Source organism: Mangrovibacter phragmitis, assembly GCF_001655675.1.
In the GTDB taxonomy this organism is placed as follows: domain Bacteria; phylum Pseudomonadota; class Gammaproteobacteria; order Enterobacterales; family Enterobacteriaceae; genus Mangrovibacter; species Mangrovibacter phragmitis.
In genome coordinates, this window is the sequence record NZ_LYRP01000003.1 from 81615 (window position 1) to 103728 (window position 22114).

General features: G+C 51.4%; 20 protein-coding genes. 4 read left to right on the forward strand and 16 right to left on the reverse strand.

Translation table 11 applies throughout. The annotated features are described in order from the left end of the window. Position 1: 1 nt before the first annotated feature. Positions 2-4942, reverse strand: a complete 4941-nt coding sequence (locus tag A9B99_RS06820) for an alpha-2-macroglobulin family protein (RefSeq protein WP_064595986.1) — start codon at positions 4940-4942, stop codon at positions 2-4. A 180-nt stretch (positions 4943-5122) separates the two neighbouring features. Between A9B99_RS06820 and sseA the strand changes: the two genes are divergently transcribed. Further along, the gene (gene sseA, locus A9B99_RS06825; protein ID WP_064595989.1) at positions 5123-5962 is read left to right on the forward strand and encodes a 3-mercaptopyruvate sulfurtransferase; all 840 of its coding nucleotides are present in this window, start codon (positions 5123-5125) and stop codon (positions 5960-5962) included. Between the two features lie 62 nt (positions 5963-6024). Here sseA and sseB read toward each other — a convergent pair whose 3' ends face one another. From sseB to trmJ, 11 genes are all read right to left on the reverse strand, one after another. Beyond that, complete coding sequence (gene sseB / locus A9B99_RS06830; RefSeq protein WP_156519014.1) at positions 6025-6819, reverse strand: enhanced serine sensitivity protein SseB; 795 nt, start codon at positions 6817-6819, stop codon at positions 6025-6027. Positions 6820-6892: 73 nt separating this feature from the next. Then, on the reverse strand, positions 6893-8182 hold the full coding sequence (pepB, locus tag A9B99_RS06835) for an aminopeptidase PepB (protein WP_064595995.1): 1290 nt from the start codon (positions 8180-8182) through the stop codon (positions 6893-6895). Between the two features lie 96 nt (positions 8183-8278). Next, a complete protein-coding gene (gene iscX / locus A9B99_RS06840) occupies positions 8279-8479 on the reverse strand; it encodes a Fe-S cluster assembly protein IscX (protein WP_036116357.1) in 201 nt (66 codons plus the stop codon). Between the two features lie 12 nt (positions 8480-8491). Continuing rightward, positions 8492-8827 (reverse strand): ISC system 2Fe-2S type ferredoxin, encoded by a 336-nt coding sequence (gene fdx, locus A9B99_RS06845; protein WP_036116360.1) that lies wholly within the window; start codon positions 8825-8827, stop codon positions 8492-8494. A gap of 1 nt (position 8828) precedes the next feature. After that, positions 8829-10679 (reverse strand): Fe-S protein assembly chaperone HscA, encoded by a 1851-nt coding sequence (gene hscA / locus A9B99_RS06850; RefSeq protein WP_064595998.1) that lies wholly within the window; start codon positions 10677-10679, stop codon positions 8829-8831. Positions 10680-10743: 64 nt separating this feature from the next. Further along, positions 10744-11259: a co-chaperone HscB gene (hscB, locus tag A9B99_RS06855; RefSeq protein ID WP_064596000.1), complete on the reverse strand. Its 516-nt coding sequence runs from the start codon at positions 11257-11259 to the stop codon at positions 10744-10746. Between the two features lie 78 nt (positions 11260-11337). Then, entirely contained in the window at positions 11338-11661 is a 324-nt protein-coding gene (gene iscA / locus A9B99_RS06860) for an iron-sulfur cluster assembly protein IscA (RefSeq protein WP_064596003.1), read from the reverse strand. 48 nt (positions 11662-11709) lie between these two features. Then, complete coding sequence (gene iscU / locus A9B99_RS06865) at positions 11710-12096, reverse strand: Fe-S cluster assembly scaffold IscU (protein ID WP_036116369.1); 387 nt, start codon at positions 12094-12096, stop codon at positions 11710-11712. Between the two features lie 30 nt (positions 12097-12126). Continuing rightward, positions 12127-13341: an IscS subfamily cysteine desulfurase gene (locus tag A9B99_RS06870; RefSeq protein ID WP_064596006.1), complete on the reverse strand. Its 1215-nt coding sequence runs from the start codon at positions 13339-13341 to the stop codon at positions 12127-12129. A gap of 111 nt (positions 13342-13452) precedes the next feature. After that, positions 13453-13944 carry a Fe-S cluster assembly transcriptional regulator IscR gene (gene iscR, locus A9B99_RS06875; protein WP_036116374.1) on the reverse strand — a complete coding sequence of 164 codons (492 nt, stop codon included), beginning with the start codon at positions 13942-13944 and terminating at the stop codon, positions 13453-13455. A 125-nt stretch (positions 13945-14069) separates the two neighbouring features. After that, positions 14070-14804 carry a tRNA (cytosine(32)/uridine(32)-2'-O)-methyltransferase TrmJ gene (gene trmJ / locus A9B99_RS06880; RefSeq protein WP_064596098.1) on the reverse strand — a complete coding sequence of 245 codons (735 nt, stop codon included), beginning with the start codon at positions 14802-14804 and terminating at the stop codon, positions 14070-14072. 119 nt (positions 14805-14923) lie between these two features. Here trmJ and suhB point away from each other — a divergent pair, with 119 nt between their 5' ends. Next, on the forward strand, positions 14924-15727 hold the full coding sequence (gene suhB / locus A9B99_RS06885) for an inositol-1-monophosphatase (protein ID WP_064596009.1): 804 nt from the start codon (positions 14924-14926) through the stop codon (positions 15725-15727). An 85-nt stretch (positions 15728-15812) separates the two neighbouring features. Here the strand turns inward: suhB and A9B99_RS06890 are convergent, their stop codons facing one another. Beyond that, positions 15813-16013, reverse strand: a complete 201-nt coding sequence (locus tag A9B99_RS06890; RefSeq protein WP_064596012.1) for a hypothetical protein — start codon at positions 16011-16013, stop codon at positions 15813-15815. 267 nt (positions 16014-16280) lie between these two features. On the opposite strand from A9B99_RS06890, the gene csiE reads away from it, so the two are divergent. Next, positions 16281-17564: a stationary phase inducible protein CsiE gene (gene csiE / locus A9B99_RS06895; protein ID WP_064596016.1), complete on the forward strand. Its 1284-nt coding sequence runs from the start codon at positions 16281-16283 to the stop codon at positions 17562-17564. Here csiE and A9B99_RS06900 read toward each other — a convergent pair. Continuing rightward, positions 17561-18706: a 3-phenylpropionate MFS transporter gene (locus A9B99_RS06900; protein WP_064596019.1), complete on the reverse strand. Its 1146-nt coding sequence runs from the start codon at positions 18704-18706 to the stop codon at positions 17561-17563. The two genes, csiE and A9B99_RS06900, sit on opposite strands and share 4 nt — an antisense overlap. 137 nt (positions 18707-18843) lie before the next feature. Beyond that, the gene (gene glyA / locus A9B99_RS06905; protein ID WP_064596022.1) at positions 18844-20097 is read right to left on the reverse strand and encodes a serine hydroxymethyltransferase; all 1254 of its coding nucleotides are present in this window, start codon (positions 20095-20097) and stop codon (positions 18844-18846) included. A 320-nt stretch (positions 20098-20417) separates the two neighbouring features. Here glyA and hmpA point away from each other — a divergent pair, with 320 nt between their 5' ends. Beyond that, positions 20418-21608 (forward strand): NO-inducible flavohemoprotein, encoded by a 1191-nt coding sequence (gene hmpA / locus A9B99_RS06910; protein WP_064596024.1) that lies wholly within the window; start codon positions 20418-20420, stop codon positions 21606-21608. Between the two features lie 68 nt (positions 21609-21676). Here the strand turns inward: hmpA and glnB are convergent, their stop codons facing one another. Beyond that, a complete protein-coding gene (glnB, locus tag A9B99_RS06915; protein WP_036116390.1) occupies positions 21677-22015 on the reverse strand; it encodes a nitrogen regulatory protein P-II in 339 nt (112 codons plus the stop codon). Positions 22016-22114: the final 99 nt, after the last annotated feature.

The following is a 22114-nucleotide window of genomic DNA, read 5'->3' on the forward strand; positions in this document are numbered from 1 at the left end:
ATCAGGGCACCACATGCAACAGGCCCATCGTATTTCCTGTACTGCGCCACTGCGGCACATACATAGATTCAACCTGAGGCACTGGTACCTGGTAAACACCTGGTGTCACCGCACGGGCAAGGTAGACCAGTGTTGAATGTTGCCCTTCACTAAGGGCCATTGCCGCAACAAAACGGTCATCACGGAACTCAATATGCTGAATATCTTCCTGTTGCATCTGGTTAATCAGGTTTTGCACCTGTGAACCATTCTCACTGAGCGAGGCCGAACTGCTTGCCAGGTTTTGGTTTTCCAGCTCCAGCCCGGCGGGGAGTAAATCAACCACCAGTGCATCAGGAACACGTTTATCCGCCCAGACATCAAGCCATACCAGCACTAATTCACCACTGTGCAAATTACTGAGTGAGCGGGTGTTGCCCTGCGTATCCAGGTAATGGCGCTCAATGTGTACCACATTACTGTAAGGTGCAGGTGATTGTTCAGGGTAACCAGTGCTGTCCATACGCACCCACAGTGGCGCGGTTCCCGTGTTAGTAAGATTCAGAGCAGATTGCTGGGCCGCCGACAGCACAGAAACCTGGTCAGTTTTGCCTGACAGGGTATCACCGTTCTGGTTTTGTACCTTCCAGCCTGCTCCTTGCTGTGCGGTATTATGGGCTGCCAGGAACAGCGCATTATTTTCCTGAGTTGACAACCAGGATTCGCTCCATGCCGCCTGAGAAAGAGCTGACAGTAAGGCAGGCTGCTGGTTTTGCATCAGGTTATTTTCTTCCAGCAGGCTTAATACCAGTGCTTCATCACGCACCGGGCTACCGTAATCACCTAACCAGGCATGCGTCTTACGGGGCATAGCTATACCACTTAACAGTGCCTGCTCACCACGCTCTGTATCCCCCATGCGTTTGAGCGCAATGCCCAACTGCACCAGTGACAAACCAGATGGCGCTGCAGCACGTTTATCCCACAGAGTCCGCAGAGCACCCAACGGTGCTTTCTGCTGGCGGGACAACACCAGAGCCGCATAGCTTTGTACCACGAAACGGCTGGCTGCCAGGTTATCACTGTAGCGCACACTAATCATGCCAGGGTCTTGCAGGTAACGTAATAACCGGTTATTGGCTTTCTCCAGAGCGGCAACTGGCACACTGTAACCTTGCTCACTGGCGCGAATCAGGAAATCAGTGGCGTAAGCGGTAAGCCAGTATTCTTCCGCACTGTCTTTGCTCCACAGACCAAAGCCGCCATTTTCTAGTTGCATTTCAATCAGATGAGCGATACCGCTTTCTACTGCCTCCCGACGTTTTTCATCACTTGACGTTTTGATGCCCAGTGACTGTAACTGCGCCCGGTTGGTATACAGCGACGGGAACAATCCACTGGTGGTTTGTTCAAGGCAGCCATAAGGCCAGGCATACAGTTCGCTGATATAACGGGCCAGATTCAGCGGCGGCTTTCCACTTATCAATAATTTACCTTCCAGTGTTGATGCCGATAATCCGTCCAGCCAGCCTGCAGGCAAGCGCCACTGTTCACCCGGCATCAACTGGGTTCCGGCACTGATAGTTTGTGCAGGAAAAGCAGGACGCACACCAATTTTCCACTGTTTGCTCAGCGGATTGAACGTTTCGCCGGGCAGAGAAATACCGCTAATCGTCACATCCAGCACACCATCGCCATAGCCCTGTCCGGCCTGAACCGGAACAGACAACGCGGTACGTTGCTGTGGTGCCAGCGCCACACTTTGTGTGTTCCCGGCATCCAGGCTGAGCAACCCACTGGCTGCAAAATTGATATTTAAATGCTGGGGCTTGTCGGTCAGGTTGGTGAGATCCAGCATCAGGCGGGAGTGATCGCCTCCGGCCAGAAAGCGCGGAGTACTGAGCTCAGCCACCAGCGGTGCGGCAACAACGACTTTACTTTCGCTACTGCCAAAGCGGTCAGCGGACCACACCTGCGCCATCAGACGCAGTTCACCATTAAAATCTCCGATGGGTAAAGTGACCGTACCTTCCCCTTGTGCATTCAGCGCCACCGGTTGGGCCTGCATGGCAATAATGTTGACGTGATTCACTGGCGGCTTACCACCACGTTTCAGGTCGTCACCGTCACCACCGAACTTCAGTGCCGCCATGCGGCCCTGGCCTTCAATCACATTGCCGTAGATATCATAAATATCGGCGCCATACCGTTTACGGCCCAGGAAGGCCTGCCACGGGTCTGGCGTAACATAGTCAGTGATATTCAGCACACCACTGTCTACAGCGGAGAGCAAAACGTAGATTTTATCCGGCAAAGCACCGTTGGCAGATTTGGCCTGTACCTTCACAGTAAGCGGCTGGTTGGGGCGCATTTTAACCGGTGCCTGCAACGCCACATCCAGGCGACGGCTTTGGTCACCCAGTGGCAAATGAAGCAGGCCAACTGCACGTTTTGGGGTAAGTGCCTGTGTTTTGTCGCCAGGACGGACGACCAGAGCACTGAGATAGAGGTCGTGGCGATGCCAGGTTTTGTCTACCGGAATACTCAGATCCATGCCATCGGCGGGAACATCAATGGCCTGCCACCATAGTGGGCCATCACTGGACTCCACCATAATATATCCCTTCCCGGCTTGTGGCGCTGCCAGATGCAACTGAATAGTGTCGCCAGGTTGATAAGAGGGTTTATCGATTTTCATCGTCACGCGGTCCGGGCGCTGGGCACCGGTGCCGTCACTGTTATCCTGCCAACTGTAACCGGCCCAGAAACGAACACTACTGAGGTTCCCCTCCGGGTCTTTCACTTCAAGACGGTAAGATCCCCAGCTTACCGGGAAGCTCACTTTGCCGGTTTCACCAGCAGCAAGGTTCAGGGTTTGCTCCCCTTCCACCAGGTCTTTCTGATCGTAGCGCGATGTCCAGCCATCGTCTTCGGACCAGTTCCAGTAATAATCCCGGCGCTCGCGAATAAGGCGCACTGCCAGCCCATTCACTGCCACACGCGTGCCATCAGGGCGGGCATAAACAATATCGAACCCGGCCTGACTGTTCTCATCAACTACCGCCTGGCTGGATTCAGTGCCAGTGCGGTAATCGTAAGTGCTTTTTTTAGCGAACTGCGGGCGAATACCCGGTAACACATCTGCCGGCCAGACAGCCTGTTCACGCTGGCGCGTAACCGGGCGGCCACCTGATTCCAGCAGGCTTGCCTGGAAAATCACTTTTACTGGCGAAGTGGTATCACTCCACTGGCTGGTTTCAGAAATATCTACCCGGCCAGTGTTATCCAGTGTGGTCTGGACTTCATCAAGGCTGCGGCTGAGGTTTGCTTCACTAATGTTGCCAAATTCAAAACCGGGCAACGCAGGAACGGCATCCCGTAATGGGCGCAAGAAGAGTTTCCCTTGCAGGGTGTTACCCGAAGCCGGAGCACCATACAAATAGCGCCCCTGAACACGGAATACCGCATCAGCTCCCGGAGCCAGAGGCTGTGGCTGGACATCCACACGCAACGCCATGCGTTCAGGCATAAAATCTTCAACCTGAAAATCCCAGCTTCGTGCCTGGTTATCGCCCACATTGGCGCGCAGATGCCACTGGCCGGTTAATGCATTTTTATCCAGAGTGACACGGTACTGGTACAGGCCGTTTTGCGGCTGCAAAACAGTGGTGCGCGCTACCTGCCCGTCAGGACGCACGATGTCCAGTTTTATGGGCTGGTCTGCCACAGGTTTACCATCACTGTCACGCAGTAATCCATTGATGACAACGGTCTCTCCTGGGCGGTAAAGGTCCCGCGGGCCAAACATGAAAAACTGTTTGCTGTAACCCGGTTTGCCACCAATATTGAACTCGGCAAGATCCAGCGCTGGCTGGCTCAAATCGAGCATTGTGGTTTGCCCGTCATGTTTTGCCAGTAACAGTGCAGCACCGTCCGGGGTTTTCAGGCTGGCGTGGCCCTGACTGTCCGTAGTGGCATTCGCCAGTACCTGGCCTTTTTCATTGAGCAACTGAATATCAACGGACTGTTGCCCGCTGCCGTTTTCCAGGCTTTGCGTGAAAATGTCCATTTGCTGGTGATAATGGTGCAGTGACAGCCCGATATCACTCAGGGTAAATAATGTTGCCGGATTACTATAGTTGTAATGCCCCGCCGGGTTCATAACTGCAAGATAAACACCGGGCTGCTGTAACGGAGTGATATCCCCAAGCGGCAGCAACAGTTTTTCCCGGGTATTGGCTGCCGGGTTGAGTTCAAACCGCCCGGTATACACCAGGTCTGCCATTTTCAGCAGCGTGTCTGATTCCCAGTTACTCAGGCTGTTACGGTATTCCCACTGGCTGATAAATGCCGCCAGAGACTCCGGTTTTACTCGGTAGAAATTAACGTCAACCTGACTGATATTTAACGCCATTACTGGCAGGCCTTTTACCACTTTTGTCGGGAGCAGTGAGCCACGGCTGGCAAAACCCACAACCGGTTCAATATCACGCGTGGTTAGTGAAGATTGCCAGCGTTTCCCAAAAGCCTGTCCATTAATATCTTTCAGACCAGGGTCGAGAGTAATGGTTAATTCACGGCGTGGCTCAAGGTGACGCAGGCGTAGTTCAGTTAAGTTATCTGATAACTCCCAGGCACCGTCCACTTTCCCTTTTTCTTTATCCACTACATGTGCAAACCGGGAAAAATCCTGGTCAGGGTCGAGGGGAACGGAAAATGTCAGAGCCAGAGTGCTGGCTCCGTCGAGCTGAATTTCAGAGGAATCCTGGAGTGTAAACGGCTTTCCGGCACTCGCTTTCGCCAATTTTTCCCGTTGCGCAGCATCCGCTTTTTGTTCCTGAGGGGCAGAAACGTGTGACTGCGGCACTGAACCTGACGCAGGCGTTGTATTATCATCGCAACCACTTAGTGCGCTGAGGGCACAGAATAAGGCGGCCACACAAGCATAGCGGACATATTTCATGAGGATATCCCTGGCCGAAAAAGGCCGGTAAAAAAGATAAACCAGTATTATGCTAAAGATTCGCTTTTTGCCATATCCCTGGATTCGGTATGTTAGCCCGGTCAATGTCATGCGCATGTTGGTTGTAATTACGCACGTAAACGCCGAGAATTAACCGATAAATGATTAAAGGAGGCCAACATGAGTACTGTTTTTTTTGTCACCCCTGAGTGGCTTCTTGAGCACCTGGACGACCCGGAAGTCCAGGTCATTGATGCCCGCATGGCAGCCGTGGGCAATGAAAAGTGCGATATACAGCAAGAGTATCTGGCAGGCCATCTCCCCAACGCGCCTTTTTTTGATATTGAGGCATTATCTGACCACAACAGCCCGTTGCCTCACACTATGCCACGCCCGGAAACCTTTGCGGTTGCGATGCGTGAACTGGGTATTCATCAGGATAAACACCTGGTCATTTATGATGATGGCAGCCTGTTCTCTGCACCGCGGGCCTGGTGGATGTTGCGGGCATTTGGCGTGGAAACTGTTTCGATTCTGTCCGGTGGTCTGGCCGCATGGCGCAAACAAAATTTGCCACTGGAAACGGGCGTAGCGTCTCTTCCAGAAAGCGATTTTGATGTCCATTTCGACCCGGAGGTCATGAAAAACGTCACGGATGTGTTGCTGGCAAGCCACGAAGGCACCGCCCAAATTGTTGATGCCCGGGCAGCTGCGCGTTTCAACGCAGAAGTTGATGAACCCCGTGCAGGTTTACGCCGCGGGCATATACCGGGCTCGTTAAATGTGCCCTGGGGGACTCTGGTTGAGGATGGCAAATTAAAAGCGCCGGAAGAGTTAGCCGCAATATTCACTCGCGCAGGTGTGGATTTTGGCAAGCCGATTATTGCCAGTTGTGGCTCTGGCGTCACTGCCGCGGTGATTGTGCTGGCACTGACTTCACTGGATGTGAATGGTGTATCACTGTATGACGGTTCATGGAGTGAATGGGGCAGCCGAACAGATTTACCGGTTGAACCCTGAGTTAACAGATTCCCCCGGCGGTTTGTACCGGAAACCCTGCCGGGGTGATTTTGCGCAGTGATTTACAGAATACGCTGTGTCTTCAAATCACGCAGGAAACTGCCCCAACGCCGCTCATAAAAAGGCGTCAGGTGGGCCAGCATAAAGTGGCTGATTCCCGCTTCGCCTTCAGCGACCAGGCAAATGTCTACCGGCTCATCGCCCGTAAGCGTATCGGCAGCCACATCCCCGGCTTCATAGATGATAGGTTCAATATCCCCTTCTGCTTCAATACCAATCAGGTAATTACCCGCCTCTTCAGGTGACTCTTTCAGCGTGCACAGAAACGCGCGTTTAACCTGGTTATGGTTTTTAAATAACGTAGTCAGCGATTCAACTAACTGTGCCGGTGGGTTTTCCACAGCAGAAAGTTGCAACTGGCTGCCACCTTCCAGCACCGTGTGCTCTGCCAGTGGTGAGCCTTGCTCACTTAACAAGTGGCGGATTTCGCCGGGCAGGAACTCTTTCCCGGTTGGTAAACGAGCATTCAAAAACAGGGTTTCTCCCAGGGTCATCTCAAACAGCACTCTGGCAGGCATAACAATGAAAGCCTGCTCGTGAGCCACTACCTGTTCGAGCGCCTGTACAGAAGTAAAAAACGGAATCACGGATGTGCCGTCTTCTTTTTCCCAGTGCTGCAGATCGACTACAGAATCTGCCGTAATCACGGCTTCATCAGGCGAAGAGCCCGGCACCCAAACGCTGGCATCAAGTAATTCACGGAAAAATGCCGGACGCCATGCTGGTTCGGTCGCAGCCTGTTCCAGCAATGTTTCCAGTTGATTTTGAGAAGTAGGTTGAGATTGGTTATCGGCCATCGTGCTTTTCATCAAGTACAGGGAAGAAAGGAGCCAGGGATAATACCCTCAGGCTCCGGATTACACAGGCAGCTCAGTCGTTGGTCAGCAGATTAGCCAGTGTGCGCACACCAATCCCGGTCGCACCAGCAGACCACAGATCAACGGCAGACTTACGGTATGTCGCCGAGCAGTCGATATGCAACCACCCCTGTTGGTAGTTTTCGACAAAATGCGACAGGAAGCCCGCAGCCGTGCTGGCACCCGCTGGGGAAACGGCTCCGGCAGTGTTATTCAGCTCGGCAAAGTTGGATGGCAACTGATGGCGGTGGATCTCCGCAAGCGGCAAACGCCAGAAAGCTTCATTTTCCGCAGTTGCACTGGTCATCAGTTTACTGACCAGTGCATCGTCAAAGCTCAGCAGTGCATGGTAGTCGTTACCCAACGCAGTTTTCGCCGCACCGGTTAATGTCGCGCAATCAATAATCAGCTCTGGCTTTAATGCGCTGGCATCAATCAGGCCATCGGCCAGCACCAGACGGCCTTCGGCGTCAGTATTCATCACTTCAACCGTTTTACCGTTGCGGTAGCGAATGATGTCACCCAGTTTAAACGCGTTACCACTCACCATATTGTCTGCGCAACATAACAGCAGTTTGACGCGTTTTTGCAGGCCACGAGTAATTGCGAAAGCGAGTGAGCCCGCCACCAGCGCGGCACCACCCATGTCAGACTTCATGGAATCCATAAAGCTGCTTTGTTTCAGGCTGTAGCCACCAGAATCAAAGGTGATGCCTTTACCCACCAGGCAGGCATATACCGGAGCGTCTGCATTTCCTGTCGGGTTAAAATCAAGAGTCAGTAACACAGGTGAACGCGAAGAACCACGGCCAACTGTGTGGATACCGGCATAGTTCTGTTCACGTAAATCTTCACCTTTAGTAATACGGTAGCTCACCTGGTCACCCGCCACATCCACTAATAAATCAATAGCACGGGTTGCCAGTTGTTCCGGGCTCAGGTCTTCTGCCGGCAGGTTAATGGTGTCACGCACCCAGTCAATAATCTTGAGGCGATTATTAAGCTCCTGCTGCTCTGCTTCAGGAAGCACCGGCCATGCAACATTGTGCACACCTTTTGGCGCACGGTAGCCCATCCAGAACGCCCAGCTTTTTTCAACATCCCAACCTTCGCCAGCCAGAGCGACCTGTTTAAATCCAAGGCCATCAATTTTGCGACCAGCGCGTTGGATCAACGCATTATCATTGTTGCCGGTTAAATGCAGGGTGATTCCTTCATTATTGATGCTGTACAGTGCTTTTTCGCCCCAGCGCGCATCGGCGGGTGTGCCGGACAGCGTGATGTTCATCACTTCAGTTGTCATTGTTGGTATCCTTAACACTTTGTGTAACGATTCACACAAAAAATTGGCCGCAAACAGACGCAAAAACGGGCCGCTAGCTGCAGCCCGTACCTGGTATCAATCCGCTTCATCCAGCCAAACCAGCAGAATGGCTTCAAGAATTTTTTCATTGGATGCACTGGGATCATCGTCGAATTCATCCAGTTCGCAAATCCACTGATGCATATCGGTAAAGCGTACCGTCTTCGGGTCAACATCCGGGCGGCTGTCGTACAGTGCTTCACCAATTTCACGGCTATCGGTCCATTTTAACCCCATGTCGTTCTCCTGTTAGTGTTCACGAGCATGGTTAATGGTATAGCGCGGGATCTCAACCACCAGGTCTTCATCCGTTACTTTCGCCTGGCAACCCAGGCGGCTTTCTGGTTCCAGACCCCAGGCCTTATCCAGCATATCGTCTTCATCTTCACTGCTTTCTTGCAGGGAATCAAAACCTTCGCGCACAATGCAGTGGCATGTAGTGCAGGCGCAGGATTTCTCACAGGCATGTTCGATTTCGATGCCGTTGCGCAAGGCAACGTCAAGAATCGTCTCACCCGTCTGTGCTTCCAGAACTGCACCATCCGGGCAAAGATCCTGATGAGGCAGAAAAACAATCTTAGGCATATTAAACCTCGTCGACGGAATGGCCTTTCAACGCCCGACGAATGGAGGCATCCATCCGGCGCGCAGCGAATTCCTGGGTTTGCTTATCAACATTTTTTATCGCATTTTCAATGGCGTCAGGGGAATTTCCCTGAGCGGCATCCTGCAGTTGTGCTGCTGCAGCATCTATCGCCTGGCGCTCTTCTTCATCCAGCAAGGCACCATCTGCATCAAGAGCTCCGGCCAGGCTTTCCAGAACACGGGCAGCTTCAACCTTTTGTTCTGCCAGCATGCGGGCGCTGACATCCTGCTCAGCAAAGCTGATGGAATCCTGGATCATGGACGCAATTTCACCATCAGACAGGCCGTAAGAAGGCTTGACCTGAATCGACGCTTCTACTCCGGTCGATTTTTCCATTGCGGTTACACTCAGCAGGCCGTCAGCGTCTACCTGGAAAGTGACGCGAATATGCGCACCACCAGCCGGCATTGCCGGGATACCCCGCAAGGTGAAACGAGCCAGTGAACGGCAATCACTTACCAGCTCACGTTCCCCCTGCAAGACATGAATCGCCATTGCTGTCTGGCCGTCTTTAAAGGTGGTGAACTCCTGGGCGCGGGCCACAGGGATTGTGGTGTTACGCGGAATGACTTTTTCCACCAGGCCGCCCATCGTTTCCAGACCCAGCGACAAGGGGATGACATCCAGCAACAGCATTTCGCTGTCAGGTTTGTTACCCACCAGAATATCTGCCTGAATCGCTGCGCCAACTGCCACAACTTTATCCGGGTCGATTGAAGTCAGCGGGGTTCGGCCAAAAAACTCACCTACCCGTTCACGCACCAGTGGTACACGAGTGGAGCCCCCCACCATCACGACTTCCAGCACTTCACTGGCATCGATACCGGCATCTTTCAACGTGCGGCGGCATGAGAGTAAAGTCCGTTTAACCAGTGCGCTAATCAGTTCGTTAAATTGTGAACGCGTAACTGTGCCCTGCCAGTCGCCAATACGCACATCAGTTTGTTGCGCGTCGCTCAGGGCTATTTTAGTGGCAATCGCCGTATCCAGCACCTGGCGTTGCAGGCGGCTATCCAGCGGAGTATTCAGACCAGCCTGCTCACAGAGCCAGTCTGCCAGCAAATGGTCGAAGTCATCACCACCCAGCGCGGAATCCCCACCGGTTGCCAGCACCTCAAACACGCCGCGATTCAGGCGCAGAACAGAAATATCAAAAGTACCACCGCCCAGGTCATATACGGCAATTACACCTTCCTGGCCGGAATCCAGACCATACGCAATCGCCGCAGCTGTAGGTTCATTCAGCAGACGCAGTACATGCAAACCCGCAAGGCGGGCTGCGTCTTTGGTTGCCTGACGCTGAGCGTCATCAAAATAAGCCGGTACAGTAATAACCACACCATCCAGCTCGCCATTAAGCGTTTCAACCGCCCGTGCCGCCAGTGCTTTGAGAATATCAGCAGAAACCCGTACCGGGTTCAGTGCGCCTGCCGGAGTAACGATTAGCGGCAGGCTATTTTCACTGGACTGGAATTGATAAGGTAAATGCGGGTAGCGAGTCTGAATATCACTCAATGAACGGCCCATAAGGCGTTTTACTGAGCTGATGGTATTGGCAGGGTCTTGTGCGGCATTTGCACGCGCTTCCCAGCCAACCAAATGTTGTGTGGCGCTATAGTGCACCACTGATGGCAGCAAATGACGCCCTTCATGGTCAGCCAGGGTTTCGGTTTGCCCACTACGGACCGTCGCCACCAGCGAGTTTGTGGTCCCCAGGTCAATCCCCGCAGCCAGCTTACGCTGATGCGGCGCAGCACTCATGCCGGGCTCACTGATTTGTAATAAGGCCATGTTAAGCTTCCAAATTCATCACCAGGGTTACCAGGTGGTTGATGGTTGCCGGAAAACACCAGCATCAAATATCGAGCAATTTTTCTTCGAGTTGTTCGGCCTGCGAGCGCAGTTTATCGAGAAAACGCAACTTACGCACACTGTCTGCAGCGTTATCCCACTGCCCGGCATCCAGTAACGCCACCATCTCTTTATGGCGCAAATTATACATTTGCGTAGCGCGTGCTAAAAACGCTTCCAGACGAACCTCATCACGTTTTTGCTCAATGTCATCCAGTTCTTCACGTAATTCCAGTTGCTCCATCAGAAACGCGGTATCACGCACCGTATGTTGTTCACTTGCCAGGTCAAAGCCATGCAAGGACAAAATATATTCTGCCCGGGAAAGAGGATGACGCAGGGTCTGCCACGCCTGATTGATGTTGGCGGACTGCTGAACAGCCAGTAATTGTTCCGCTTGTGGGCGGCTGGCGAATTTATCGGGATGAAACTGACGCTGCAGTTCCTGGTACCGGTCCGCCAGTTGACTGCTGTCGAGCGAATAACTTACCGGCACCCCAAACAGGGTAAAGTAATCCATAAACGTTCCGGAGTTTGCAGACTAAAAGCAATACCCCACAGCAAACATGTCGCTATGGGGTCGGTGGAAGGTGCGCTGTCAGACGTTAAAACTTTCGCCGCAGCCACACTCATTTTTCACGTTAGGGTTAGTGAATTTAAACCCTTCGTTCAGGCCTTCTTTTACGAAGTCCAACTGAGTGCCATCAAGAAAACGCAGGCTTTTCTCGTCGACAACCACTTTGACGCCTTTGTCTTCGAATACCACATCTTCTGCGGCCGCCTCGTCAACAAACTCCAGTACATAAGCCATGCCGGAGCAACCCGAGGTACGCACCCCAAGGCGCAAGCCAAACCCTTTTCCGCGGTTAGCTAAAAAAGTGTTAACTCGAGCAGCAGCACTGTCGCTAAGGGTAATCGACATACAACAACCTCAATAAGCTTTCAAATTTCCGGGTAAGCCCGGAAGACATTATTTTGATTCGCGTTTACTTTTATAATCAGCAATTGCGGCTTTAATGGCATCTTCAGCCAGAATTGAGCAGTGAATTTTCACTGGTGGCAACTCAAGCTCTTCAGCGATGTCAGTATTTTTAATCGCCTGTGCTTCATCCAGGGATTTCCCTTTTACCCACTCAGTAACCAGTGAGCTGGATGCAATTGCGGAGCCGCAGCCATAGGTTTTAAAACGTGCGTCTTCAATCACGCCGTTATCATTTACTTTGATTTGCAGCTTCATGACGTCGCCACATGCCGGGGCGCCAACCATACCACTACCAACGTTTTCGTCGTTGTTATCAAAGGAACCCACGTTACGGGGATTCTCGTAGTGATCAATCACTTTTTCGCTATATGCCATGGTGAATTCTCCTTATGTCCTGCTTATTGATTAATGTTCAGCCCATTCGATGGTGGTCAGATCGATACCTTGTTTAAACATTTCCCACAGCGGAGAAAGTTCACGCAGGCGACCGATAGACTTACGAACCAGTTCGATGGTGTAATCAATTTCTTCTTCTGTCGTAAAACGCCCTAATGAGAAACGAATCGAGCTGTGAGCCAGCTCATCGCTCATACCAAGAGCACGCAGCACATAAGAAGGTTCAAGGCTTGCTGACGTACAGGCGGAACCGGAAGAAACCGCAAGATCTTTCAGTGCCATAATCAGTGACTCACCTTCAACATAGTTAAAGCTGACGTTCAGGATGTTTGGTGCGGTGTGTTCCGGACTGCCATTGAGATAGACTTCTTCAATGTCTTTAATGCCATTCCACAGACGTTCACGCAGTGCGCTAAGGCGCGCAGATTCACTTGCCATTTCTTGTTTAGCAATGTGATACGCTTCACCCATACCAACAATCTGGTGAACCGGCAAAGTACCAGAACGCATACCACGCTCGTGACCACCACCATGCATTTGTGCTTCAATACGCACACGGGGTTTACGGCGAACATACAGTGCGCCAATACCTTTCGGGCCATAGATTTTGTGGCCAGAGAAAGACATCAGGTCAACTTTCAGGTTGCTCAGATCAATAGGTAATTTACCTACACTTTGGGTCGCATCCACATGGTAGATAATGCCACGCGCACGGCACAATTCGCCAATAGCTTCAATATCCTGAACTACGCCGATTTCATTATTCACATGCATAATAGAAACCAGAATGGTGTCATCGCGCATTGCTGCTTCAAGTGCTTTTAAGTCAATAATACCGTTGCTTTGCGGTGCCAGGTAAGTTACTTCAAAACCTTCACGCTCTAACTGGCGGCAGGTATCCAGAACGGCTTTGTGTTCTGTTTTACTGGTAATAATGTGCTTGCCTTTTTTCTGATAGAAGTTTGCAGCACCTTTAATTGCCAGGTTGTCAGATTCTGTTGCACCAGAGGTAAAGACGATTTCGCGTGGGTCTGCACCAACCAGTTCAGCAATCTGGTTACGCGCCACATCCACAGCTTCTTCTGCCTGCCAGCCAAAACGGTGAGAACGGGAAGCCGGGTTGCCGAAAGTCCCATCCATTGTCATAAACTGCATCATCTTCTCAGCAACACGCGGGTCAACCGGCGTTGTGGCTGAGTAATCAAGATAAATCGGTAATTTCATCGCTCTTAAGCTCCGTACATCACTTCAATGCGGCGAATCAGGCCAATATCGGCGTAATATCAGCGGCCAGGTAACCCTGGCCTGATTCGAAATAACTATATTATTACGTTTTTATGCGCGTAATTTAACATTGATGGCGTCTTGCGGACGCGAACTGCGAAGGGTGTTATCGCCATGCTGGCGGTCAGCAACATCCAGCACTTCCTGGTTATTTACCAGTTCACCCAGCGTAATACCGTTGAGGAATTCACTCAGGCGGTCACTCAGATCACGCCATAAAGCATGAGTGAGGCATTTATCTCCGCCCTGGCAGCCGCCTTTACCCTGACAACGGGTGGCATCTACCGATTCGTCTACTGCACTAATCACTTCACCCACAGCGATGGATGTGGCATCTTTACCCAGCAGATACCCACCGCCCGGGCCACGTACACTGGAGACCAGGCCATTTTTACGCAGGCGGGAGAATAACTGCTCCAGATAAGAGAGCGAAATTCCCTGGCGTTCAGAGATATCAGCCAACGGAACGGGGCCCGCTTCGGAGTTAAGTGCAACGTCCAGCATTGCGGTGACGGCATAGCGCCCTTTTGATGTCAGTCTCATGTCTTACTTAACCTCAAAAATGCCCCTCGAACCGGGGGTTTATCCTAGAATAGTTTTGCACAGCGGAGACAAGTCTGACATTCCTGAGTAAATTGGTCAACTATTTACCTGAGTATTTTAGTCAACTATTTTTCGTGCGGATGTTCACCCTGTTCAATCGACGCCAGAATACCACGCAGAATGTTCAATTCCTGGCTTTCCGGGCGCGCCCGGGTAAACAAACGGCGCAGCTTGTTCATTACCTGGCCGGGGTGGTTAGCGCGAATAAACCCAGTATTGAGCAACACCTGTTCCAGGTGCGTATAAAAACGTTCCAGGTCATCCACGAGAGGGTAAGGAGTGGGTTCGGATTCACTTTTATGGGCATCATTCTGCCCCAAAAATGCCATACGCACTTCATAAGCAATAACCTGCACCGCCATAGCCAGGTTAAGGGAGCTGTAATCCGGATTTGCCGCGATAGCAACATGGTAGTGGCATTTTTGCAGTTCATCGTTAGTGAGACCAACGCGCTCACGGCCAAACACGATAGCAACAGGCGCATGTTGCGCTTCCTCTGTAGCCTTCAGACCACATTCGCGTGGGTCCAGCATTGGCCAGGGAAGGGTTCTTGAGCGGGCGCTGGTGCCTACCACCAGGCTGCATCCTGCCAGGGCTTCATCCAGAGTATCCACAATCTGTGCATCACCGATGACATCACTGGCACCCGCAGCAAGTGCAATGGCCTGAGAGTCAGGTTTTACCAATGGATTCACCAGCCAAAGATTGGTTAACCCCATGGTTTTCATGGCACGGGCAACTGAACCCATGTTGCCGGTGTGAGACGTTTCAACCAGTACTACGCGTATGTTTTGCAGCATAATGTTCACAGCAGATTAAGAATATCAGGCCATATTAGCATAAACCTGAGACATATTCCGAACCCTCTGCTATACTCCGCCCGTTTTCCTGTTCTTTAACATCCAGCGAGAGAAACCTGATGCATCCAATGCTCAATATCGCCGTGCGCGCTGCACGCAAGGCGGGTAACCTAATTGCCAAAAATTACGAAACCCCTGATAGCGTTGAAACCAGCCAGAAAGGCACCAACGACTTCGTGACTAACGTGGACAAAGCCGCCGAAAGTCTGATTATTGAGGTTATTCAAAAGTCTTACCCTCAGCACACCATTATTACTGAAGAAAGTGGTGAACTTGCCGGTACTGACGAGGATGTACAATGGGTTATCGATCCGCTGGATGGTACAACCAACTTCGTTAAGCGTTTACCGCACTTCTCCGTTTCTATTGCTGTTCGTATCAAAGGCCGCACTGAAGTGGCTGTTGTTTACGACCCAATGCGCAATGAACTTTTCACTGCCGTTCGTGGCCAGGGCGCACAGCTCAATGGTTACCGTCTGCGTGGCAGCACTGCCCGTGATCTGGACGGAACCATTCTGGCAACCGGCTTCCCGTTCAAGGCCAAACAGTATGCCACCACCTATATGAATATTATGGGTAAACTGTTCATTGAATGTGCTGATTTCCGTCGTACCGGTTCTGCTGCACTGGATCTCGCATACGTTGCCGCTGGCCGCGTAGATGGCTACTTTGAAATTGGCCTGCGCCCGTGGGATTTCGCGGCTGGTGAATTGCTGGTGCGTGAAGCTGGTGGCCTGGTTTGCGACTTTGTTGGAGGTCACAACTACCTGACCACCGGTAACATCGTTGCTGGTAACCCGCGTGTAGTGAAAAACATGCTGTCTACCATGCGCGATGAGCTGAGCGAAGCGCTGAAACGCTAAGTTACGCCGGTCCCTTCCCTGCCATGCAGAGAAGGGACCGTGGATTTTCCCCCAGCCCCGCTCCTTTGGCTGCGTGGAGTGAAGATCAAGGGCATGTCACCTCCACTTTTTTGGCAAAATGCTCACCTGAAGCCAGGTCTTCATCTGGTGCAGACCAGGTTAACTCATGTTGCTGACGAATAGTATCCATGACTTCCTGCGCCAATTTCTGCCATACAGCTCCACCTTCTGTCGCCTGGACGGCCTCGTCTGGCAAGTCGGCCGCTATTACTTCATTTATCTCCATCTCCCTGCGCATTTGCAGACTGGATAGCTGTGTGTTGCCCACCACATGAGTTTAAATATCAGTAAAACTGTGGGGATGCGCCAGAAGCAGGCCTGTACAGGCCAACGTCACAAGCAAAATCCATTTATATTTCATGACGTTTCTCAAAGCAGCTTTCCTCAACATAAAATTTTGTGAGCCAGTCAAAATTCCGCGGATAAAAACGTATCTGGCTGCCTGACAGCGTATATGCTTAAGTTTACTTAATGTATCTTCAGGAGAGGCAGCATGACAACGACGACGCCAGCGCCAGCAAAAACAGTGCTTACGCGTCAGCAACGCCAGTGCCACTTGTTGTTATTGCTACTGCTCTCAGAACAACATTTCACCGCAGAATTACTTAGCACCATTAATGATACTGATTTAGAAACACTGCATAGCGATATTGCTGATACACATGAAGAAATTCATGCCTGCCACCGGCTGGCTATCCGCCCACAAGCCACTGGCGGCTACATTATTGAAGGAACCAGTCTCGACAAACAATTGTGCCTGTTTCACTGGTTAAGGCGTGCATTGCGTATCTCACCAGACTTCGTCGAAAACCAGATTATTCCCCGCGTTAAAGCAGGCCTCAAACAGCGAGGCATCGCTCGCGCTTTATATGATGAAATGAATCTGCATGCATTAGTCTCTTTAAGTGCCCGCCGCCTGAACCGGCAGTTTAGCGAGCGTGATGCGCGTTTTTTGCGATTCTGGCTACTCTACAGCCTGCATCACCAGTTGGCAGCCTGTTTACCTGAATTTAATCGCCTCCAGCGAGAATGGATTGAATGCCGTTGCGAGTTTTCAGCAGCCAGTGAAGTTTTCGAACATATCAGTCGGCAATTATCGGTGCCGATGCACAGCGGACATTCTCACCTGCTGGGTTTTATCTTTTCATTACTGAAAATCCCCGATCCAGTCAGCACATCAGGCCGGCATGAAGAGCAATTACATTTCGCAATTCGGCGGATGATCCATGATTTTCGCACACAAACGGGGCTGCACTTTAGTGATGAAGAAGGCCTGCACCGGCAGTTGTATATTCACCTGTTTCAGGCGCTGGAACGGGTGATACTGGGAATTGGTATTGAAACCAACCTGCCTGATGAGATTGTACGCCTGTACCCGCGGTTAATTGGTACAACACAACAAGTGCTGCAACCTTTATCCGGGCAGTACCAGTTGCATTTCTCCGCTCAGGAAACAGGGCTGATTGCCGTGATTTTTGGAGCATGGCTCATGCAGGCTGATGCATTACATGAGAAACAAGTACTGTTACTGACGGGTGATAATCCACCACGAGAAAAAGAACTGGAAAAACAGGTGCGGGAATTAACGCTATTACCATTAAATATCCAGTACCAGACCGTTCAGGCCTTTCACCACGAGGGCACATCAGGGGAAATTGACCTGGTGATTAGCCCCTATGAAACACATTTCCCACTGGTATCACCCCCGCTGATTCACGCGGTGGAGCCTTTAACACTCCACCAGCAACAACGTATCCGCGCTATTCTCGAAGGTTAAGACTGGTTAGCTACCGGGCGCGCCGGACGAATGAATATTGCCGGAAAGGCGACGGCCGCCATCACCCAGAACATCCCCGCGCCCAGATGCTGGTACAGGAAACCGGCAAACAACGTCATTAGCGCGATACTTCCTCCCATCGCAACAGCCGAGTAAACAGCCTGCAGGCGAATGACCTCAGCACCCTGGCGGGCAGAAATATACCGCATCGCTGCCAGATGACAGACTGTAAAGCTGCCGCAATGCAGCACCTGCGCCACCAGTAAAAAAGGCAAAGCGGTAGTTTCAGCAATAATTGACCAGCGAATGACACCACTGAATGCCGAAAGTAATAACAGCTGGCTGGCACTCCAGCGGCGAAACAGGCGGTTACTGAGTGCAAATATGACAATTTCCGCCACCACACCCAGCGACCACAAATACCCGACAGTCGCGGCAGAATAACCGGCATCTTTCCAGTAAATAGCGCTGAAACCGTAATATGCGGCATGCGCGCCCTGCAACAGTGACACACAGGCAATAAAACGCCATGAGCGTACAACCAGCGCCCACCACCCGGCAAAGCCAGTATGATCCTGCTGACGTAACGCCCCTTGAGGCATGACAGACGGGCGGAGCATCATCCCTGCTACCATTGCTCCCGTCCCCAGCATCAGCATAATAAGAATCACATCGGACTGATACAGGCTAACCAGTTTCCCCGTCAGTGCGGAGCCAATAACAAATGCCAGCGATCCCCAAAGGCGTACCCGGCCATAATCCAGAGGGAACTGCCGTTGCCATGTTCCGGCGAGAGAGTCAGTCAGGGGAACCAGTGGCGAGAAGAAAACGTTAAATCCCAGCATGACCAGCAACAACCAAACCACCTGATTCCCGGCCCAAAAACCAAGTGCACAGAAGAAGGTCAGTGAGGCCAGCAGGCGCAGAGCAAAAACCAGACGGGAAGGATCGTTAACACGCGGAGCCAGCAACAGGCTTCCCAGAAAGCGGGCAACCAGCCCACAGCCCAATAATAAACCTATGGTATCGGGCTTAAGCCCACGGCCTTCAAGCCAGACACTCCAGAAAGGCAGGAAAATACCGTAACTGAAAAAATAGGTGAAATAACTGAGCGCCAGCCAGCGCGTAGACTGCATAACCATTTTGCCTCCCTGTGCAAGGGCGATAGTTTCGCTGAGGGGCAACGGGCATGCAAGTAGTAATTAACAGCGTGATAATACATAAAAAAACAGGCCGACTGTGCGACCTGTTGTATGCGTTTTAACAAGCGAAAACGGAATTATGCGTAAACCGGGAAACGAGCGCAGATTGCCAGTACGTTTTGTTTGATACGCTCAATGGTAGCTTCATCATTGAGGTTATCCAGCACATCACACATCCAGCCAGCCAGTTCACGCACTTCAGCTTCTTTAAAGCCACGACGAGTCACCGCAGGTGTACCAACACGGATACCGGAAGTCACAAATGGGCTCTTCGGATCGTTAGGCACGCTGTTTTTGTTTACAGTGATGTTGGCACGCCCCAGAGCGGCATCGGCATCTTTACCAGTGATCTCTTTATCAACCAGATCCAGCAGGAACAAATGGTTATCTGTGCCGCCAGAAACCACTTTATAGCCACGAGACAGGAATACAGACACCATCTCTTTCGCGTTTTTAGCAACCTGTTGCTGGTAAGTTTTGAACGCAGGTTCCATGGCTTCTTTCAGTGCCACCGCTTTACCGGCAATCACATGCATCAACGGACCGCCCTGCCCACCCGGGAACACAGCAGAGTTGAGTTTTTTATACAGCTCTTCGCTGCCGCCTTTCGCCAGAATCAAACCACCACGCGGCCCAGCCAGCGTTTTGTGGGTAGTGGTTGTTACAACGTGAGCGTGAGGAACCGGGTTCGGGTAAACACCTGCAGCAACCAGGCCGGCTACGTGCGCCATATCAACAAACAGATAAGCACCAATGCTGTCAGCGATTTCACGCATTTTCGCCCAGTCAACCACACCGGAGTATGCGGAGAAGCCACCGATGATCATTTTGGGTTTATGGGTTTCTGCCTGTTTGGCTAAATCAGCGTAGTCAATATGACCGGTTTCATCGATACCATAAGGCACGATGTTGTACAGTTTGCCGGAGAAGTTAACCGGTGAACCATGAGTCAGGTGACCACCATGAGCCAGGTTCATACCCAGCACAGTGTCGCCCGGTTGCAGCAATGCGGTGTAAACGGCAAAGTTTGCCTGAGAACCTGAATGAGGCTGAACGTTAGCGTAGTCTGCGCCGAACAATTCTTTAGCACGGTCAATAGCCAGTTGTTCTACGATATCTACGTATTCACAGCCACCGTAATAACGTTTGCCAGGGTAGCCTTCTGCATATTTGTTGGTTAACTGGGAACCTTGTGCCTGCATAACGCGCGGGCTGGTGTAGTTTTCGGAGGCGATCAGCTCAATGTGTTCTTCCTGACGTACTTTCTCTTGCTCCATGGCCTGCCAAAGTTCGGCATCATAATCGGCAATGTTCATTTCTCGCTTTAACATCCGCATCTCCTGACTCAGCTAACGGTAAAAAATATACTGCTTTAGGGGACCCTTGTGGGCAACGGGCAACAGTTTAAACCGATTCACAAAGGGAAGATAGAGGTTGACGGAGGTTTTTACGCAAACGTTTGGCATCACGCCACACAAGGCTTTCAACAAAACAATCACAGGCATAAAGAACAGGATATTTTCTCAACATGCCATGCATGTTATTTCATCTTCACCCTCTCTATGTCCAGCAAAAAAATAGTCATTTACAACATTGCGGCTTATTCTATAAGATGCATATAAAATACATGTTATAGAATAGAGACAATCTGATGATCGACGCAAAAACCATCGCCATTGTGAAATCCACCATTCCCGCCGTTGTTGAAACCGGACCGGCACTGACTGCACACTTTTACCAGCGCATGTTCAACCATAACCCTGAGCTCAAGGAAATATTCAATATGAGCAATCAGCGTAATGGAGACCAGCGTGAAGCGCTGTTCAATGCGATTTGTGCCTGGGCAAGCCACCTGGAAACACCGGAGGTTCTAACCAACGCCGTTGAGAAAATCGCCCAAAAACACACCAGCTTCAGTATCCAGCCAGCGCAATATGACATTGTTGGTTATCACTTACTGGCAACACTCAAGGAGATGCTCAACCCGGGGCAGGATGTGCTGGATGCATGGGGAAAGGCTTACCAGGCGCTGGCCGGGATATTTATTCGCCGGGAAGCTGAAATCTACCAAAGTAACCAGAATCAGGATGGCGGGTGGCAAGGTACACGCCCTTTTCGCCTTGTCGCCAAAACACGCGAAAGTGAAACCATTACCGGTTTTAGATTTGCCGCAGCAGACGGTGGCCCTGTAATGCCTTACCAGCCAGGCCAGTATACTGCTGTATGGATCAAACCTGTTGGTTTTGAGAACCAGGAAATTCGCCAGTATTCCCTCACCCACCAACCTGACGGGCAACACTACAGCATTGCTGTTAAACGTGACAATAAAGGGCTGGTTTCTCGCTGGCTACATGATTGCGCTGAACCCGGTGATATTATCCATCTGGCTCCTCCGGCTGGCGATTTTTACCTGGATGTTACACCAAAGACACCGGTGAGCTTAATTTCAGCAGGTACCGGGCAAACGCCATTACTCGCGATGCTGGGCTCACTGGCACGACACGAACACCAGGCCCAGGTTAACTGGTTCCATGCTGCGGAAAATGGGCTCCGGCATGCATTTGCTGACCATGTAAACAATACAGGGGGACAACTGCGCCACTTTACACAGCAAGTATGGTACAGCAAGCCAGGTCCGGCAGATATTACCGGGACGGGCAGCATTAAAGCAGGCCATATGGACCTAACCCCTTACATTTCCAGCCTGAATGACTCGCAAATGACCTGGTGGTTGTGCGGCCCGGTTGGATTTATGCAGTTTATTGCCCGGCAGTTAATGGATAACGGTGTGAATGCCGAACGCATTCGCTACGAATGCTTTGGCCCGCATAAGGTGCTGTAAATACAAAAAGCCCTCGCATATTGCGAGGGCTGGAAAAATGATGATTCAGTAAACGCCAGCGTTGATTATCAGATTGCAGCGTCGTCTTCTTCACCGGTACGAATACGCACCACGCGAGCCACGTCAAAGACAAAAATCTTGCCATCACCAATTTTACCGGTCTGAGCTGTGCGTGTAATGGTATCAACACACATATCAACCAGGTCGTCAGTCACGACAATTTCAATTTTAACTTTCGGCAGGAAATCCACCATGTATTCAGCGCCACGGTAGAGTTCTGTGTGGCCTTTTTGGCGGCCAAAACCTTTCACTTCGGTGACCGTCATCCCTGTGATGCCCACTTCAGCCAGAGCTTCACGCACATCATCCAGTTTGAACGGTTTAATAATCGCATCAATCTTTTTCATGGTGGTTCCTTAAAACGCCACGCAGGGAGGCAACAACGAACAGCATAAGCGGGCGCTAACGGTACCACATACCGGGTGGGCAGCGGTACGTAAATGCGC